The organism is Pedobacter metabolipauper, from assembly GCF_004362715.1.
In the GTDB taxonomy this organism is placed as follows: Bacteria; Bacteroidota; Bacteroidia; order Sphingobacteriales; family Sphingobacteriaceae; genus Pedobacter; species Pedobacter metabolipauper.
This window is the reverse complement of sequence record NZ_SNYC01000005.1, coordinates 225,162-242,103: the sequence shown is the minus strand read 5'-3', so window position 1 is coordinate 242,103 and position 16,942 is coordinate 225,162. Positions and strand designations below refer to the sequence as shown.

12 protein-coding genes and 1 riboswitch are annotated in these 16,942 nt (G+C 41.9%); of the genes, 3 read left to right on the top strand and 9 right to left on the bottom strand.

Going from position 1 to position 16,942, the window contains the following annotated elements; translation table 11 throughout:
* The first annotated feature begins 45 nt into the window (after positions 1–45).
* Positions 46–609: a TetR/AcrR family transcriptional regulator gene (locus tag ATK78_RS13410; RefSeq protein WP_133576636.1), complete on the top strand. Its 564-nt coding sequence runs from the start codon at positions 46–48 to the stop codon at positions 607–609.
* A gap of 239 nt (positions 610–848) precedes the next feature.
* Here ATK78_RS13410 and ATK78_RS13405 read toward each other — a convergent pair whose 3' ends face one another.
* The 6 genes from ATK78_RS13405 to ATK78_RS13380 form a co-directional block, all read right to left on the bottom strand.
* Positions 849–1,835 carry a TlpA disulfide reductase family protein gene (locus ATK78_RS13405; RefSeq protein ID WP_133576635.1) on the bottom strand — a complete coding sequence of 329 codons (987 nt, stop codon included), beginning with the start codon at positions 1,833–1,835 and terminating at the stop codon, positions 849–851.
* Between the two features lie 3 nt (positions 1,836–1,838).
* On the bottom strand, positions 1,839–3,314 hold the full coding sequence (locus tag ATK78_RS13400) for a RagB/SusD family nutrient uptake outer membrane protein (protein WP_133576634.1): 1,476 nt from the start codon (positions 3,312–3,314) through the stop codon (positions 1,839–1,841).
* An 11-nt stretch (positions 3,315–3,325) separates the two neighbouring features.
* The gene (locus ATK78_RS13395; RefSeq protein ID WP_133576633.1) at positions 3,326–6,457 is read right to left on the bottom strand and encodes a SusC/RagA family TonB-linked outer membrane protein; all 3,132 of its coding nucleotides are present in this window, start codon (positions 6,455–6,457) and stop codon (positions 3,326–3,328) included.
* Between the two features lie 21 nt (positions 6,458–6,478).
* Entirely contained in the window at positions 6,479–8,785 is a 2,307-nt protein-coding gene (locus ATK78_RS13390) for a transferrin receptor-like dimerization domain-containing protein (RefSeq protein WP_243732523.1), read from the bottom strand.
* A 92-nt stretch (positions 8,786–8,877) separates the two neighbouring features.
* Positions 8,878–8,985: riboswitch (SAM riboswitch) on the bottom strand.
* A gap of 183 nt (positions 8,986–9,168) precedes the next feature.
* Positions 9,169–11,559, bottom strand: coding sequence for a TonB-dependent receptor (locus tag ATK78_RS13385; RefSeq protein WP_133576632.1), 2,391 nt, complete (start codon positions 11,557–11,559; stop codon positions 9,169–9,171).
* A gap of 184 nt (positions 11,560–11,743) precedes the next feature.
* A complete protein-coding gene (locus ATK78_RS13380; protein ID WP_133576631.1) occupies positions 11,744–12,376 on the bottom strand; it encodes a Pr6Pr family membrane protein in 633 nt (210 codons plus the stop codon).
* 173 nt (positions 12,377–12,549) lie between these two features.
* On the opposite strand from ATK78_RS13380, the gene ATK78_RS13375 reads away from it, so the two are divergent.
* Positions 12,550–12,930, top strand: coding sequence for an RNA recognition motif domain-containing protein (locus ATK78_RS13375; RefSeq protein ID WP_133576630.1), 381 nt, complete (start codon positions 12,550–12,552; stop codon positions 12,928–12,930).
* Positions 12,931–12,960: 30 nt separating this feature from the next.
* Here the strand turns inward: ATK78_RS13375 and ATK78_RS13370 are convergent, their stop codons facing one another.
* The 3 genes from ATK78_RS13370 to ATK78_RS13360 form a co-directional block, all read right to left on the bottom strand.
* Positions 12,961–13,434 carry a hypothetical protein gene (locus ATK78_RS13370; RefSeq protein ID WP_133576629.1) on the bottom strand — a complete coding sequence of 158 codons (474 nt, stop codon included), beginning with the start codon at positions 13,432–13,434 and terminating at the stop codon, positions 12,961–12,963.
* A 106-nt stretch (positions 13,435–13,540) separates the two neighbouring features.
* Complete coding sequence (locus ATK78_RS13365) at positions 13,541–14,113, bottom strand: hypothetical protein (RefSeq protein WP_133576628.1); 573 nt, start codon at positions 14,111–14,113, stop codon at positions 13,541–13,543.
* A 7-nt stretch (positions 14,114–14,120) separates the two neighbouring features.
* Positions 14,121–15,272: a hypothetical protein gene (locus ATK78_RS13360; protein WP_133576627.1), complete on the bottom strand. Its 1,152-nt coding sequence runs from the start codon at positions 15,270–15,272 to the stop codon at positions 14,121–14,123.
* Between the two features lie 805 nt (positions 15,273–16,077).
* Here ATK78_RS13360 and ATK78_RS13355 point away from each other — a divergent pair.
* Complete coding sequence (locus ATK78_RS13355; RefSeq protein ID WP_133576626.1) at positions 16,078–16,881, top strand: helix-turn-helix domain-containing protein; 804 nt, start codon at positions 16,078–16,080, stop codon at positions 16,879–16,881.
* The last annotated feature ends 61 nt before the right edge of the window (positions 16,882–16,942 follow it).

The following is a 16,942-nucleotide window of genomic DNA, read 5'->3' as shown; positions in this document are numbered from 1 at the left end:
AAAATAGATAGACTTGTCTATTTATTTTATGGTTATCTTTGTGACATGAAAGAATCATCTGCCAGAACAAGAATACTTGATGTTGCATCAAGATTGTTTTATGAACAAGGATATAATTCAACAGGGATTAACCAGATCATTGAGGAAGCTGAGATTGCGAGGGGATCACTTTATAACCATTTTCCTTCGAAGAGGGATTTGCTCACGGCTTATATCCAGCAGGCAGAAGATCGCTGGTTTGCGGAACTGGATAAATTTCTGGCCACTTTAAAAGATCCAAGACAGAAACTGCTCGGATTGTTCGATTTTAGGATAGAACGACAGCTGCGTTCAAATTTTGGGGGATGTCTGTTCTCTAAAATTGGTGCAGAGGTTCCAAAAGATGATTTGAATGCGTTCGAACTGGTGTATCACCAAAAGGAGCGGTTCAAAATTTATATTACAGAACTGCTTCAGCAAATGAAGTTAAGCGAGCCACAAGCCCTGAGTCAGGAAATGCTTGCCAATGCCTTGTTTATGATTTTTGAGGGGGCAACAGCCATTGCAAGCATCAGCAAAAGTGATCAGGCGATTAGAGATGCAAAGAAAATTGCAGAATCACTGATCTAAATAAGATCTGACGGTAGTTAATTTAATGCTAAGCGGTGTTTTTACTTTATAAAAATGCCCAAAAAAGTCAGACAAACTTTTTTGGGCATTTTAGTCTTTTAAGATATTCTACTAAATTTTGCAGGCATTTCCTTTTAGCTATTCTGTTAGATATTATAGCGTATTCCACGCTTTTTAGGATATTCTATTAAGTTTTGTAGGGCATTTCAACCTTATTATTAGCATTGAAATTGACTATCCTATCTAATTAACTCTTCGAGTTTCTTGTCGAGGTCTGCTCCCCGCAGATTTCGTCCAACAATGATCCCATCAGGATCAATCAGCACATTGGCTGGTATGGCCCGCACCCCATACAATTTGGCAGGGGCGCTGTCCCAGAATGCCAGGTCTGATACCTGTGTCCAGGTCAGCTGGTCATCTTTGATCGCCTTAACCCATGCTGCTTTACTTTTGTCCAGCGATACGCCAAAAACATCAAAGCCTTTAGCATGATATTTCTGGTAAGCCTTAACTACATTCGGATTTTCTCTTCTGCAAGGCCCGCACCAGGCGGCCCAGAAATCAAGCAGCACATACTTACCGCGGTGTTGAGACAGGCTAACAGATTTGCCGTCAGGATCCAACGCTGTAAAATCTGGTGCTTTCTTTCCGATGCTTACCGTAGACAGTACGCCAACCAGGTCGTTCAATACGCTTACATAGGGTGTGCTTTGCAGCGCAGGATCCAGGTAACTGATGTTTTCCTTGATCTGATCCGGAGTTAGCCGATAAGAGAAATCCCGGTAAAGCACATAGGCAGATACAATGGATCCAGGATTCTGTTTAATGAATTCATCAATCTTTACATCCCTTTGCTTTTTATAGGCTGTAAACAAATCATTGCTCTTAGAACCGCTGATGGTTGATGCGCTGTAATACCTTGCCGTATCCAGGTCTGCCGTAATCTTTCCGCTTTCCAGGAAGATATACAGCGGGCTTTTCTCCTTATTCAACGTTAATCCATACAATTCCGGAAGTTCCAGCTTTTGGCTAAACGCATATTTGCCGTTTTTGATCTCCGCAGAATCAATGGAGAAGAACATCTTATTATTGAACTTCTGCAAATAGATCTTTCCTGAATTGACTCCTTTTACCGTACCGGCAATGGATACGTCCTGCTTTTGCTGAGCAGTTACTGCGCTGCTGCCAATCAGCAGGAACGCAGTAAGCATATTTAATTTTTTCATGATTTATAAGTTAGGGTTGGTGTTTATTTCATTGATAGGTATCGAAAACAGATAGTATGGGCTGTTGGGTACAAACTGGCTGTTGTCTGGAAATACCCGGATATAATGGCCTTTGATCACTACATCGGATGTTCCCGATTTAAACGTGTCGGTAGTTTCATTTCTAACTACCGAACGCTGCAGCCTGAGGATATCCGGTAACCTGAACCCCTCGCCCCAAAGTTCTCTTCTCCGCTCCAGTAAGATCTCTTCGATCAGTGCGGGCTGGTCAAGTGTGCCATCAACGATTGCAGGAAGATTTCTTTTAATCCGAACATCATTGAGCGCAGTTATGGCACCTGAAAGGTCGTTTAGCCTTGCTTTACCTTCTGCCTGGATCAATGCCATTTCTGACGAGCGCATCAGCACAATGTTTCCTGAGCGGTCTGTCTTATCTACAAACTTTTTGTATTTGTACCAGCGGTACATCGGGTCTGCCGGCGTAGTTACGAGTTCAAACAGGCTCTTTCTAATGTCCTGATCCAAGAAAAGCTTTCTGAAAAACGGATCGGGCATAATGCTTCTGTACCCGGTAGCAGGCGTAACATCAATGTAGGCAAAGTAGGAGGCACCGCCAAGGTTCTGATCTGCTTTTTGAGGATGTCCCCAGATCCATTCCACATTGCTTACATCATTAAAACCCTGCAGGTACTGACCAGGTTCCATAATGGCATATCCTACTCTGGCTTCTGTTGCTTTTGCTGCGGCAAGATCCCATTTCCCGGTATTTAAATAGGCCCTGGCAAACAAGCCTTTCACCACATTAACATCCGGCCTGTTCTTAACCACACGCTTGAATCCCTGAAGCAGTGTTTCTGCTGCGGTAAGGTCGGAGATGACCTGGTTGTATACTTCTTCAACGGTAGCCCTTGGTTTGGGCTGTGAAGCCGGACTAGTCGGCTCTGTATAAATAGGGACAGCCTTTGCCGTTTTATCTTTTGCATAGGTAAACTGGTACTGGCCAACGAGGTTAAGGTAAACGAACGCCCGCAGGGCCAAAGCCTGACCTTTCAGGTATTTTTTATCAGCTTCCGGACCGCTTGCCTGGTCTACATAAGCGATGATGTTATTGCAGTTGTCAATCACTTTGTATTGAAAGCTCCAGAAGAACAGGGCGCGTCTGGTTGTGTTGTCATAAGGATCACGGAAAGGGTAAGAATCCCTGAACCCGTATACGCCATCACGGGCGATGGCATCTTCACCCATCACTTCCTGAGAAAGGATGATGGCGGCATAGCCCGGATTGTCCTGAGAGGTGCTTGACTCCATCAGGTAACGCAGGGTACCGTTTACCAGCGCATCAATATTCGCTGTGGATGCATAGGTTTCTTTTCCCGTTAGATCATCTGCCGGGGCAGTATCAAAAAATTCATCACTGCAGCTGGCAAAAATGGCAGTGGCTGCGAGTAAAAGGCTGTATATTGTTTTTTGTAGTTTCATGGTGTTGTCAATTAAAATGATGCATTCAGACCAAACGATATCGTTTTTTGCGCAGGATACCTGTAAAAGGTAACCCCGTCTACAGCTTGTTCCGGATCCAGACCGTCATGACCAAATAAGGTGAACAGGTTCTCTCCGGCTGCAGAAATTTTGATATTCCGGAATCCGATAGCAGAAGTCCACTGGTCCGGGAGACTGTAACTTAAGGTCAGGTTTTTTAAACGGGCATAAGTAGCATCGTATAGGAACCGGGATGAAATGCTGTTCCAATTGGTAGCCTGGGTATTTAACCTGGGTACATCTGTATTGGTATTTTCCGGAGTCCAGCGGTTAAGTATGTCTTTCGACCAGGTTCTGCCGGGATTGTCTCCATTGTGAGAGATCATCACCTCGTCCAGATCCAGGATCTTACCGCCTATACTGTAAGACACCAAAAATGAAAGTTCTGCATTTTTGTATTTAAAACTGCTGGTTATTCCGCCATAAACATCCGGCAAAGCCGATCCCTGGAAATACTGGTCTGCTTCTGCAAAGACAGAAGTGGTCGTTCTGCCGGTAAGTGTTTTAGCACCTGCCGGACTGGTTTCATAGGTATTTTTGTACCACAATGGCTTACCATTTGCAGCATCTACTCCTGCCCATTCGCGGATAAAGAAGTCATACACAGAACCGCCTACTACCAGTTTCTTGGTTGATCCGAGCTGTCCGACTGCTCCGGAGATGATTTCTTTTTGAGGTAATTCAGTGATCTTGTTTTTATAGTGACCGAAGTTGATGCCAAAGTCCCAGCGGAAGTCGCCTGTGCTAACCGGTACCACGTTGATCTGCCCTTCAAAACCATTGTTTCTTAAGGAACCAATGTTGTCGTCGATTGCTGTAAAGCCAAGGGACGGAGAAAGTGGTCTGCTGAACAACAAGTCTTTTGATCGTCTCTGATAGACCTCAAATGATCCCGATACCCGGTTGTTGAACAATCCGAATTCTATACCTGAATTGAAATTAAGGTTAGATTCCCATTTTAATCCTGGTGTAGGAAGTCTGGAGGTAACCAATCCGGCTTCACCTAAACTATTGTAGATCGAGTAAAGATCCTGGTAAGCATAATAACCACCCAGGTTGTCGTTTCCTTGTGCGCCGTAACTGCTCCGTAAACTTAAATTATTTAGCCAGCTAACATCCTTAAGGAAATCTTCTGAAGTCACATTCCATGAAGCACCGAGCGACCAGAAGTTACCCCATCTGGATTCCGGACTGAACCTGGAAGAACCATCACGGCGAAAACTTGCGGTGAAATAATATTTCTGATTAAAATTATAGTCCAGTTTACCTAAAAAGCTGCTCAGCTTATATTCATCGGATCCACCTGTAAAGCTGTTTAATAAGGATGCGGCTGCCGGTTCATCCTTACCCTGGAAACCAAAGTTGCTGCGGGAACCTGAAAGTCCGGATGTGTTTAACAGGTAAAGCTCTTGTCCGCCCAATACATTAAAATGGTGCGCTGAACCCAGATCGAACGTATAATCCAGCAGGTTATTGATGGTTACCCCCATTGATCTGGAACTGCTTTTACTCACTGATCCCCTTCCGGATAATCCAGATCCAAAGCCGGGATTGGTATAAGAGTGGTTTAGCCTGCTTACATAATCTGCATTTACACTGTTTTTCAGTTTGAGGCCTTGTAAGATATTGAACTGCAGGTTACCGCGGAAGATGACCGCATCCTGCTTGCTGCTGTATTTGTTGAGATCTACACCGCCAAGCAGGTTGTTACCCGTTGCTGCCGCACTTGGCCTGTAGTTTCCGAAGTCATAGATCTTGTTTCCTTCTGAATCCAGTTTTAAGCTGCCATCCGCGTTGCGTTCATACACCGGATAGATGTTGGAAACCAGTCTGCCGAAGTTGGCAAAGTTTCCCTGATTGCTGTCAGACTGCGGAGGGGAGTCCTGACTGGTGGTATTTGCCGCTACATTTACCCCGGCTTCAAACCATTTATTAACCTTGGTGGTGTAATTGACGCGGGTATTGAATCTTTTAAAACCAGAGCCTACAATAAACCCTTTGTCGTCCAGGTAACCGCCGGATACAAAGTATTTGGAATCCGGACTTCCTCCGCTAATGCCGATCTCGGCCTGTGTGCGGATGCCTTTTCTGGACAAAGATTCTGTCCAGTCGTCGTTCCACAACGAAACAGCGCCCGGAACGAGCTTGCCATCCAAACCAACAGGCTGAGGATAGGCCGAACCAAATGGATTAACCTTTAGGGCACCAACCAATTCTGTCGATGCATATTGGGCCGCCTGTACTGCAGTTTTGCCCTGATCCACCTGGTTGTTTCTTAAGGCTTCCCAGTACAATTCAAAATACTGCGGATTGTCCAGATATTCATAATCTTTAAATGCTCTTGTAGACACGCCTGTGGATGCATTTAAGGTAACTGTTGGCTTGCTGTTTAGTTGTCCTTGTTTGGTGGTGATGATTATTACACCATTGGCTCCCCTGGATCCGTATAAGGCACTGGCCGATGCATCTTTCAATACAGACACCGATTGGATCTCATTGTTGCTGATGGAGTTGATGTTGCCAGAGAATGGAACACCATCTACTACATATAACGGAGCACTTGATGCATTGATTGAACCGATCCCGCGCAGACGGATCGTAGCATCACTACCAGGTTGTCCGGCAGAGGCGACCGACTGTAATCCCGGTACAAGTCCCTGTAAGGATCGGGATACGCTGGAAACTTGCCTGTTTTCCAGATCTTTGGCGTTCACTACGGATGCAGATCCTGTGTATGTTGCTTTATTGGCTGTTCCGTAGGCCACAACGACAACTTCACTAAGCTGATTCTCTTCAGATAAAAGTGAAACGTTCTCCACATTTGAGGTAACGGCCTGTTCTTTGGTTTGATAGCCGATAAAGGAGAATACCAGCGTGTTTTCTGCGGAGCTGAGGGTGATTACATATTTACCATCGGTATCTGTGGAGACCCCTTTTTTGGAGCCTTTTACTTTTACAACCACACCCGGTAGCGGTTTGTTATCAGATTGCTGGGTGACGACACCACTCACCTTCCTGTCCTGGGCGAAAACCGCAAGCTGCAGGATAGCTAGTATCGTTAGAAGGGTAATTTTTAATTTCATTGCTTTATTAATTTTAGAGGTTTATTTATTTAATGCTGTGTTTAGGTAGGTGGAAAGGTTAAGGATGCTTTGGGCAGCAATTTCAATTTGTTGATTTGCAGTTTCCCAATTGCCTTGTTCTATGGATTCTCTGATACCCGGCAGGGTTTTTACGCCATAGCCGGTGTAAAATCCAGGTGCATAGACGGTATGCTTATACCATGGGCGATGCGGGAGACCCTCAGGATTTAAAAGTTGTTTTTCTGCCTGAAAAAGCACGGTATTTAACTGAGAACGTTGAGCACGTTGAGCGCGTTGGACATTTTCCACGTTCTCCACGTTCTCGACGTTCTCAGGCAGGTTATCAATTACATTGCTGGACGCCAGGGCGAGTTTCGCTGTCGATTTTTTCAGGCTGTCCAGGGCACTATTCAGTTTGCTGAAATCGAAGTCCGGTACTTCAGGGTTTTTTTTAGGTGCTAAATATGGAGTGGCCGGATCTGACGCATACTGGTATCTGCCTTCGGAAATAAGCTGGTTTTCTACCGCATAATTTTCCTTAAGCTGCGTAGCTAGTTTGGATACTTCTGAGACGTAATTACCAACGGTCTGATATAAGTTCGTGTAATCAAAAGGCAGTACTTCAGCGTCTGCCAGTCTAAGCACCGCTCTTCCGGCTGTTTTAGCCAGTGCCACACCATATACAAAATCCTTATCCTTAAACCTGACATAGTTATCGTAAGAATCATAAATGGAATGGTATTCGCCGCCTTCATCTTCGCCACCAAAGCCCAGGTTTAACGACGGGATACCCAGATGCTGTAAAAAGGCAGAATAGTCTGATCCTGTTCCCAGTGCACCTAAAGTGAGGCTGTCTTTTTTAATCAAGCTTCTTTTGGCAGCACTGGATGTTGCACTTACAATGCCTTTCGCTTTTCTTCTTTCAAAGATGCTTACTCCGGAAAGCGGGTCAGGTACCTCTTTCGCGATCCCATCTACCAGCTGTTCTAAGGCATGAGAACCGCCTGCCTCCAGGAAACCACGTCCATTGCCATCTGTATTGATGTAGGCTACTGCTTTTTTACGCAGTTCATCGGTATGGTCTTCTACCCATTCTGTTGAGCCGAGTAAGGATTGTTCTTCACCATCCCAGGCACAATAAACCAGTGTTCTTTTTGGTTTGTAGCCAGCCTTAACCAATAAGCCAATTGCTTTGGCTTCTTCCAGTTCTGCTGCCAATCCGCTAATTGGGTCTGCTGCTCCGTTTACCCAGGCATCGTGGTGGTTACCCCGAATGATCCATTGATCGGGGTATTCAGAACCTTTAATCTTTGCGATCACATTATAGGCAGGTACAATGTCCCAGTTGGATGCTACTTTGAGGTGGACTTTTGCTTTTCCTGCACCAATCTTGTAGGTAATTGGCAGTGCGCCACGCCATTCTTCCGGCGCTACCAGGCCATCGAGTGCAGAAAGCAAGGGCAGTGCATCATGATAACTGATCGGCAATACGGGTATTTTAAGGATGGTCTCAGCTTTTGATCTGTCGATGCGGACAGCATTTTTAGTCGCTCCGATATTTGGGGTAAGCGGATCTCCGGGATAGACAACCATGTCCATCACTGAACCTCTTTGAACGGTATGTTCATTTTTAAATGGTCCTATTGGGTAAGGTTCGCCCTGATAATAACCATCTTCCTTCGGATCGGAATAAATGATACAACCAATGGCACCATGCTCATAGGCAATTTTTGGTTTCATACCCCTCCAGGAACGACCGTACCTGGCGATTACAATTTTACCAGAAACACTGATGCCTAATTTTTCAAGTGTTTCATAGTCATCAGGCAATCCAAAGTTTACATAGACCAGTGCCCCGGTTACATCGCCATCGGCACCCCAGGCATTATAGGTTGGTAATTGTCCATCCTGGCCTGATGTGGCATCTTCTGCTAAGGCCTGCTCTTTTAGTAGTGCAGTAAATTTTGAGGGTTCAGTAAGTTCCAGCAGCCTGGTTTTTGGGGTAGGAAACAAAACATGGTAGGTTTCAATCTTTGCATCCCATCCATATTCCTTAAATTTTTGCTGAATGGACTCTGCCACTAATTTACCCTGGGCAGAGCCCAAATGGTGGGGTTTGGCGGAGAGTTCTTTGATCGTTTTTCCAATGTTGGCAGCACTCAGCTGCTGATCAAAGCTTTTTTCCAATTGCAGTTGAGTAGCTGCAGTCTTGGTAGAGAATCCTTTGATATTACCTTGCTGGGCAAAGATTTTTAAACTGGTCAGTATCAGTATGGCCAGTAATACCACATCTTTTCTCATGCTGTTTTTTTGTAAGTGTATATCCATATTTTCAATTTATAGGAGCAGACAAATACTTAATCAGAAAAATGAAGGGCAAAGTAATAGCATGGCCAATTGCGGATGCAACGGTTTTTTATCACTTATCTTTCTCTTTTAACAGAGCAGGAATTAGCACCTTTTACTTCCGGTTAGTATAGGTTGCTAAGACGTTATAGGGCCTTTCCCTCAGTCTTTCTTTATAAGTATAATGTGTAAGAACTCAAATATGGGACAAAGATAAATAAATAATCTACTAAATTGATAGACTTTATATTTTTATTGACAATTTCTTGAGAAATAGGGGATGAAATCAGAAAGGACTGCCTTTTAAGACAATCCTTTCTGATTTAAAAATTTGCAGGTATTATGGAACGGACAGCTGTAAACCGTTACATTTCAATGCGATAATTGATGGTTGGAATGATGCCTACCCATTTGTTGGGCTCAACGATCCGCTTGCTGGAATTGTAAAAGAAACCTGTTGTGTTTATTTTATTCAGTACGTTCTGTATATCCAGCAGTATAAAGTGCGATGTCTTTTTACTGTTGATGCGGTAGCTCATGGAATAGTCAAGACGAACATATGGATCGGCTTTTAATGTATTTACGCGGGCCTGGTCAATTACCCATTCATCACGTTCTATAGATTCTGCAGTAAGGATAGGAGAGTACCTTCTTCCGCCTGCGTAGATTAGCTTGGCATTAAGTCCGAAGAGATTCTTCTGGCGCTTGCCGGTAGTCCATTCTTTTCCGGCCAACAGATTACCTACATAGCGGGTATTGAAAGCGGTGTTAAATTCTTCACCGCTTAACGCCTTAAATTTAGCATCAAATAATGAAGAGGTGACCATGAAGTAATAACCTTTGCTTAGCGATTTTTCTAAAGACAGTTCCAAACCGTAGTTTTTTCCGGTTCCTTTATTGACCAGTGAGCGATAGTCTGATGAACCAATGGCCATATTATCTGTTTCATTAAGCAGCGAGAAATTGACTGCCCTATCCGCAGAAACGGGAACATCATATAAATGCTGGTAATACACTTCGCTTTTAAATTTCAGGTTACCCGAAAACAGCTTTTCATATCCAAATACGGCTTGTGCAGATTTAGTAGGCGAAAGATTGCCATTGGTGTTTTGTGCCGGGGCAGTTGCCGATGCATCCCTGGCGAAGTAATAAGATAAAGGTTCCAGTCGACTGTAAATTCCCGTAGCAAAAGAGAATTGCTGATCTGGTGTTGCCTGCCATTTAACACCAATCCGGGGCTCTATGCTCCAGGTTCGGCTTAAATTAAAATAATTGGCATGTAAACCTGTATTCAGCGTGACCTTATTGGCAAACTCATGCTTGTCCTGGATATAGGCATCAAAGGTATGTGCATTTCCTGTTTGATTGAGGAGTTCCTTTAAGCCATCTGATTCTTTATTATAATTTAGGGCGAAAAGATCATAGGTCAAATAACTGGCATTAATACCCGTTCTGATGCTGTTGGCATCTGTAACCCTGTAGTTGAGTGTACCTGCGTACCTGAATGCAGCATTTTCGTAGCGGGTTTTGCTGGTTAGATTTGCCTGGTAACTGTTGGTAAGGCTATCTGTTTTGCTGGAACTCCTGCTGTTTGAATAGGAGATGATGTTGTTAAAATACAAACGGTTGTTTGCAATATAGGTATGCTTTAGTCCGGTGCTCCCAGCGTGATAATTTGAGCGGACGTCATAAGTGTCCAGTCTTTCTTCCCATTTGGATACATCCCGCTCCGCATCTGAACTAAGGTTACCTATGCCGCCAATTCCGAAAAGTGAAAATGTACCTGATTTTTTGGTAGGTATTACAAAGTTGAACGATAGATCCTGGTATTGCGGTACACCCGTATCTGATATTTCCAGTCCGATCTTTTGCAGTAAACCCATGGAGGAATACCTGTAGCTGACCAGGTAAGATGCATTACCACCCGGTTTAAAAGGGCCTTCTAAAGTTACCCCGGCACCCAGTACCCCGATGTTAAATGCATATTCCCGTTTTCCGGTATTTCCTTTTCTAAACTTTAAATCGAATACGCCGGAGTTGGCATTGTTGTATTCTGCAGGCAGTGCACCGGTATAAAAATCTGATGTTCCCAATACCGTGGTATTGATCATGCTGATTGCACCACCTGCTGCACCTTCAGTGCCGAAATGATTGGGGTTAACGATTTCTATTCCTTCTAACCGCCATTGCAGGCTTTTAGGTGAATTGCCCCTTACAATGATCTCATTGTTATCGCCCGCGGCAACTACACCGGCAAAGCTTTGGGCCATACGCGCAGGATCAAAAAATGCACCGGCATACCTGTTGGTTTCTTCGGGAGAGAAGGCGCGTCCCCCTGCCAGCGACATCTGGTTGAGTGGCTGCTTGCCGGATGCCCCATTTACTACAACTTCATTGAGCTGACTGCCCACCGGATCCAGTTCCAGGTTCAATACAACTTCTTTGCCGGAGGTAAGCAGCAGGTCGGTTATCAGCATGGGTTGATAACCTACATAGGAGATGGTTAATGAATGCCGGCCAACGGGAACAGCCGGAAGCAGGAAAGAACCATTTTCATTGGTGCCAGTGGATTTGACTGGCTGCATAGATGTGACGCTTATGCTTACACCAGCAATTGCCAGTTTGGAGTTTTTATCGGTCACAGTACCTTTTATGGTTTGTGTAACAACAGATTGGGCTTTATTTTTTACCTGGGCAGTGACATTGGTTGTTAGGAAAATCAGTGCTGATAAATACCATAAAGAGAACTTTTTCATAAATTATTTTAATCTATGACAGCTCAACGCTGATTCACCCCTATGCCTGTTTAAAATAATTACGCCATTTCATATGAGGGGCTTAAGATGCTGGTAGCAGGTTGTAAATTTAACAGGTCTTATTTTTTAATACCAAAGATCTGCTTATGTATCTAACTGTAGCAGGGATAGATATGGGGTATGTTTATCTTTTTAATAACCGGCATGTGATGATCAGGGCTGAACTGAATAATAGAAATACAGCCAATACGCCCAATGAATTGATGACTACTTGTAAATAGCCAAATTTAGCTGCATCAACAAAAGGATAGGGGTAATATCCGGAAACCGCTCCGCGAATCAGGCTGTAGAATAGGTATAAAAGTGGAAAGATAGCCCATGAAAACAAGTTTTTCCAATCTATCTTTTCTTTTGGAACAAAAATAATCCAGTACAATAAATAGGCAATCGGACTGAAGGTATGCAGCAGGAAATCCGTTAATACAAATAAGCCTTCCAGCTTCCAAAGTCCTTTTAACAGTACCGCATAGATTAACCCTACAATGAGAATGTATACCGCTATTGCGGTTTGTACGGAGGTTTTGGAAAAGAATCTTCCCAGGGCAGACGCAGGTTTAAAGAGCATTGCTGCAAGTGACACTGCAATCAGCAGATTGGTTTGAATGGTAAAATAGCTGATGATCTGGGTAATTGCACCCTCCAGTGTTCGGCCTTGGGCTAAATACAGTTTTGTAGATATGTAGAACTGGAGAATCAATGCGAACCAAAGTGTTACGGCATATATTAACGTATAAACAAACCTAAGTTTATGTTTCATAAAGCATATTGAGAAAAATCAATAGTACGAAAAAACTTGCTTAAACCTAATGGTATATTCGTGTTCCGGATATAATTATTGTAATGATTTTAGAGATGCCGGTAACTCAATCTGTTTTTACAAGTTTCTTTAATTCGATGAATTACTGTAGATTTGGAAATTAAATAAATTTCATGATTAAATTGTTTGTAGTGGGCTACCCACTGGATATTGAGGATTCTGAACTGATTGAAATATTCAGCATCCATGGAATGATACATAGTATACATTTACTGACCGATAAAGTAACCCATAAACATAAAGGGTATGGCTTTATAGAAATGGTAGATCAGGCTGGTGCCGACAGGGCAATTGCTGCGTTAAATGGCATGGTGTTAAAAGGCAGAAAGATCACTGTAAAATTGGCAGATGAAGCCAGGGCAGAGAAACCAAGAACATTTAAACCGAACCGTTTTCCTTCTTCTGATGATCAAGCTAACAATGATGGAGACACTCAAACTAAAAGTAAACGTCCGAGGAAATTAGTTTCAAACACCTACAGAGCCGAGAATTAATATTTCATCCTGCAAATTCTTACTGTATTTTCATCCTTTATCTTTCACAGCGATGATCAATTGTTTGATAGCACCCAGGTGATAAGCTGCATGAGGTAGTAAGGCTATTGTTCCCTTAAGCAGATGTGGATTTGACCAATCTTTGGTTCCGGCAATTGCCTGTTTCAATAGATGATAACCTACAAGCAGGTCATTTTGTAATTTCTCCCATTGGTTATCATTGACCTCACGAATGTTCCAGCTTTCCTTCCAATCCCAGGAAGGCATTTGTCCTTTAAAAAATTCCAAAGCGTAATAAATGCTCCATCTGAGGTGTTCGGTATGGGCAGCAACGGTAGAGCCTCCGTCAACTAGAGGAGTTGATGCTTGTTCTGAAGTTAATGTTTTTACAGCAGCTGTAAAGCCATATCCGGGTTTTCTGTCAATTACCCAGGTTGGTGCATCATTGGAACCTATATATAGTTCTTCTAATAGTTCCAGTAACGGGTTGATTGTCGTTTCCATAATAGAAGTTTATGGTATTAACAGTTGAGGATTGGGGTTTGTTTAAATGTTGAATTAGTGGAAGATTAAGTATTGCTTATTTGATTACCGGTTTACTCAGTGCATTCTAATTATCCGTTATGGATTCTAACATTTCTTTGTAAGTTATAATCACGTTAATGTTTAAATAATTTGCACCAACTATAAATCGTTGTATCTCTTTTTTGAACGTTACTCTGAATGGACTTTTTTTAATTCCTTTTTCTATTTCTGCGAAATCATCAGCGTTCATTAAAGACTTTGGGTTAATTGTGTATTGCATTTCTAACGGATAACCTTGTGTATCATATTTTATCATTATTAGTAACTTGTCATATGAACCATCTTTAGGTATTTTTTTTAACGTATTTAATGAGATTGCATTTGCACAAATTTTTGTAAGTATGGCTTTATCATATTTTATATAATGTACCACCTCTACACCCTGCATAAGATTAGGTGTTACCTGCTTTGTTTTGCTTAATTTATTATTCAGGTTTATTATATTGATAAATTCATTACCTAATTCAGTGGTAGTCCGCTCTACACTAAATGTTAAACCTGAAGACTTAATTTTTGTGGCGTTACCAGCTGCAATAGGCTCTTGAGCCTTGCATGCTGTTGCCAATAATATTAATGCGACTATGATTATATTTTTCATGACTTTTTTATTTACAAGGGGACGTTGAGAATAGATTAAGTAAAGATACTGGTTTGAGGTTAAGCAAGATTTCTCCTTTATCTGCATAGCCTGAATAGAGTTTGAATTTTTTTAAGAAATAATTGTATTTGCCGCCAAGATCTTCAAATGTTTTAGGGTACTTGGTATTATTCATAGTAATTGAATTAAGCCAAGTATTGTATTCAAGTAATAATTCCGGCGAAACATTTGCGTTTACGAAAGCAGTAGATTCTGGTCTGCTTTTTAAAATATCACCAAACAACGCAGTTTCAAATTCGATATTAGTATAACCATCAGGATATCCTCCAGCTACTGTTCCTATAGCATACCCGTCTGTTCCAATAGACATATCCTGATAGCTGTGGAAAAATTCATGTTCAAAAGTATTCGTAAATATGAATGAATCGTTGTTATTGAAAGAAAAAGTTTGGCTGACTGGATTGTATGATTGATAAGCCTGTATATTTTGGTTCATTGCAAAGCCAAATTTTAAGTTATTGGTTGCCATGTGCCGATATAGCTGTTTATGTATACAAGCCCATTCACTATTTCCATCCCCGGATAAAAACCTGCTTAATAATGATCTTAGACTTTCAAGTTGTGCTGCTGACAAATTACTGGTTAGCATGATTTTACTTAACGTGTCCGTAGGCGATGGTAACGGAGGTAAAGTAACGTTACCAGGACCACCACTTGGAACCGGAGGTATATAAGTTCCATTACAGTCTTCAATTATTGGATCTTCAAGGAGAGGTCCGTTTCCCGTCCAGCTAAATCCGTAGCCCAAAGCATAATTAGAAGCACCTTGTTCATAGTAGTGAAGCGCAGCCAAGGCTAATGCCCGGCTGTCGTGACCTCTATTACAAACTTCATCCCCCCAACTTTCTATGTAGTCTCTTACCTGACTAAAATTAGGATTCGAAATTGGCCCTGTTAACATACCCGCGATTGCGCTGATGTAATACTTGCAGGGAATTTGGGAATCTATTGTTGAATACCCTTTTGATCTTTCCCCTTTAAAAGATGATTTTGTATTTTCCTGCCTGATTGGCTCTTTTTTACAGGAGTTTGTGATCATCAGAAACAAACTAACCACAGCAATCATTTTTAAAGTTGGGTGAGGTGTTAATTTAAACATAGTGAAAGCGATTTGTTTATTTAATAAATATATATTAAATATTACAATAAATCTATTTATTTTTTTATTAAATTTTTCTTACTGTTTAAATTCAACCGGCTTATCTATCTCGCCGACTTATAAACCAAGTCTAAGCATTACCTGTTCAACTTAGTATTTGTCCATACGATTATAAATGGTCACCCAAAAAATACATTCTGATTTTAACTGAGAAGTGGACCTTGAACAAAATAACTGGATGTTAAGAATCGTTTAACGAAATTTTGGATACAAACTTTTTTGTCAAACCCAGTCCGGTTTCAGGTTAAAAATTATTCAGGAATTTTATTTGTATATTGGATAACCAACAGTAGTTAAGGCCTTGGATTGCACAGGAGAATGCCAGGATAAAGGTAGTAGATGGGTAGTACCAATACAGGGTGATAACAGGGTTATAACAGGGTGCTCACAGGGTGGTAACAGGGTCAGTGACCTTATGTGGATATGGTAAGGATTGTGTTTACAAATTGTAGCTTATAAGTAGGTCCCGAAGGCAACCTTAAACCTACTGCCTTTCGGGCCTAATTTGATCGCCAATCCATCCAATTGATGCTGTTACCATCTAAAGAGATAGGAGTTTGTTAATTATAGGTTTATTTTTTGCCTGTGTTTGTTGGTTGTTAAAGATAGCCAGGAAGCGTGCTGGAAGAAAATAGATTATTAATAAGACGGTAAATCTTTTTAACAAAGTGCCTTTGGGCTTTTCAACAAAGTTATTTAAGAATTTAAGCACTACCTTAGCTTCGGTTATTAACCCGGATATGCTATGGATCCTAAAGAAAACATTCAAGTCCCTATTTTATTTTCATGCTATGTCACCAAAAGCAGGTCGTCAGAGCATTTAATTGCTGAGCATTCTATCTGTTATATTGAATCTGGAACACTGCAGTTCCAATTGCCCGATAAGAAAGGAACCTACCAGAAAGGGGATATTTTCTTTGCAAGCCGCAATCAACTCGCAAAAACCATTAAATTTCCTGGTAATGATGGTGAATTTAAATCTACTGTTGTATTCTTTGAACAGAATACCCTTAAGGATATTTCCCTAAGCAGATCTATTTTGTCGACCGTTAACCGGGCAAGTTCGTCAACAGTGACTGCGGTGTCTGCCAATAGACTAATGATCAATTATTTTAAGTCGCTGCAGGCATACCAGGAGGAAGAGGTTTCTGCGTCTATCCTCAAATTAAAAGTAGAGGAAGGATTATTACTCCTGTTGAATATTCACCCTGAGCTTCAGGAGATCTTGTTTGACTTTAGTGAGCCGGGTAAGATCGATCTGGAGAAGTTCATGAATATGCATTTCAAATACAATGTAGACCTAAAGCGCTTTGCGATGCTTACCGGCAGGAGCATCACTACCTTTAAAAGAGACTTTGAAAAGATCTTTCAAATTAGTCCCAGCCGTTGGCTGAAACGAAAAAGACTGGAAGAAGCCTATTACCTCATCAAAGAAAAGGGACTCAAGGCTACCGAAGTTTACCTGGAAGTGGGCTTTGAAGATCTGTCTCATTTTTCATTTGCCTTTAAGCAAAACTATGGCGTTTCACCATCGCTTATCGGTGCGTAGCTTTCTTCAAATTGAATTACCGGAAAAAGCCCGGTAGTTGATTTTCATCTGGTTCAGCTTC

Coding starts and splice junctions, on each gene's coding strand:
- ATK78_RS13410 (WP_133576636.1), top strand. CDS start 46: ATGAAAGAATCATCTGCCAGAACAAGAATACTTGATGTTGCATCAAGA.
- ATK78_RS13405 (WP_133576635.1), bottom strand. CDS start 1,835: ATGAAAAAATTAAATATGCTTACTGCGTTCCTGCTGATTGGCAGCAGC.
- ATK78_RS13400 (WP_133576634.1), bottom strand. CDS start 3,314: ATGAAACTACAAAAAACAATATACAGCCTTTTACTCGCAGCCACTGCC.
- ATK78_RS13395 (WP_133576633.1), bottom strand. CDS start 6,457: ATGAAATTAAAAATTACCCTTCTAACGATACTAGCTATCCTGCAGCTT.
- ATK78_RS13390 (WP_243732523.1), bottom strand. CDS start 8,785: ATGGATATACACTTACAAAAAAACAGCATGAGAAAAGATGTGGTATTA.
- ATK78_RS13385 (WP_133576632.1), bottom strand. CDS start 11,559: ATGAAAAAGTTCTCTTTATGGTATTTATCAGCACTGATTTTCCTAACA.
- ATK78_RS13380 (WP_133576631.1), bottom strand. CDS start 12,376: ATGAAACATAAACTTAGGTTTGTTTATACGTTAATATATGCCGTAACA.
- ATK78_RS13375 (WP_133576630.1), top strand. CDS start 12,550: ATGATTAAATTGTTTGTAGTGGGCTACCCACTGGATATTGAGGATTCT.
- ATK78_RS13370 (WP_133576629.1), bottom strand. CDS start 13,434: ATGGAAACGACAATCAACCCGTTACTGGAACTATTAGAAGAACTATAT.
- ATK78_RS13365 (WP_133576628.1), bottom strand. CDS start 14,113: ATGAAAAATATAATCATAGTCGCATTAATATTATTGGCAACAGCATGC.
- ATK78_RS13360 (WP_133576627.1), bottom strand. CDS start 15,272: ATGTTTAAATTAACACCTCACCCAACTTTAAAAATGATTGCTGTGGTT.
- ATK78_RS13355 (WP_133576626.1), top strand. CDS start 16,078: ATGGATCCTAAAGAAAACATTCAAGTCCCTATTTTATTTTCATGCTAT.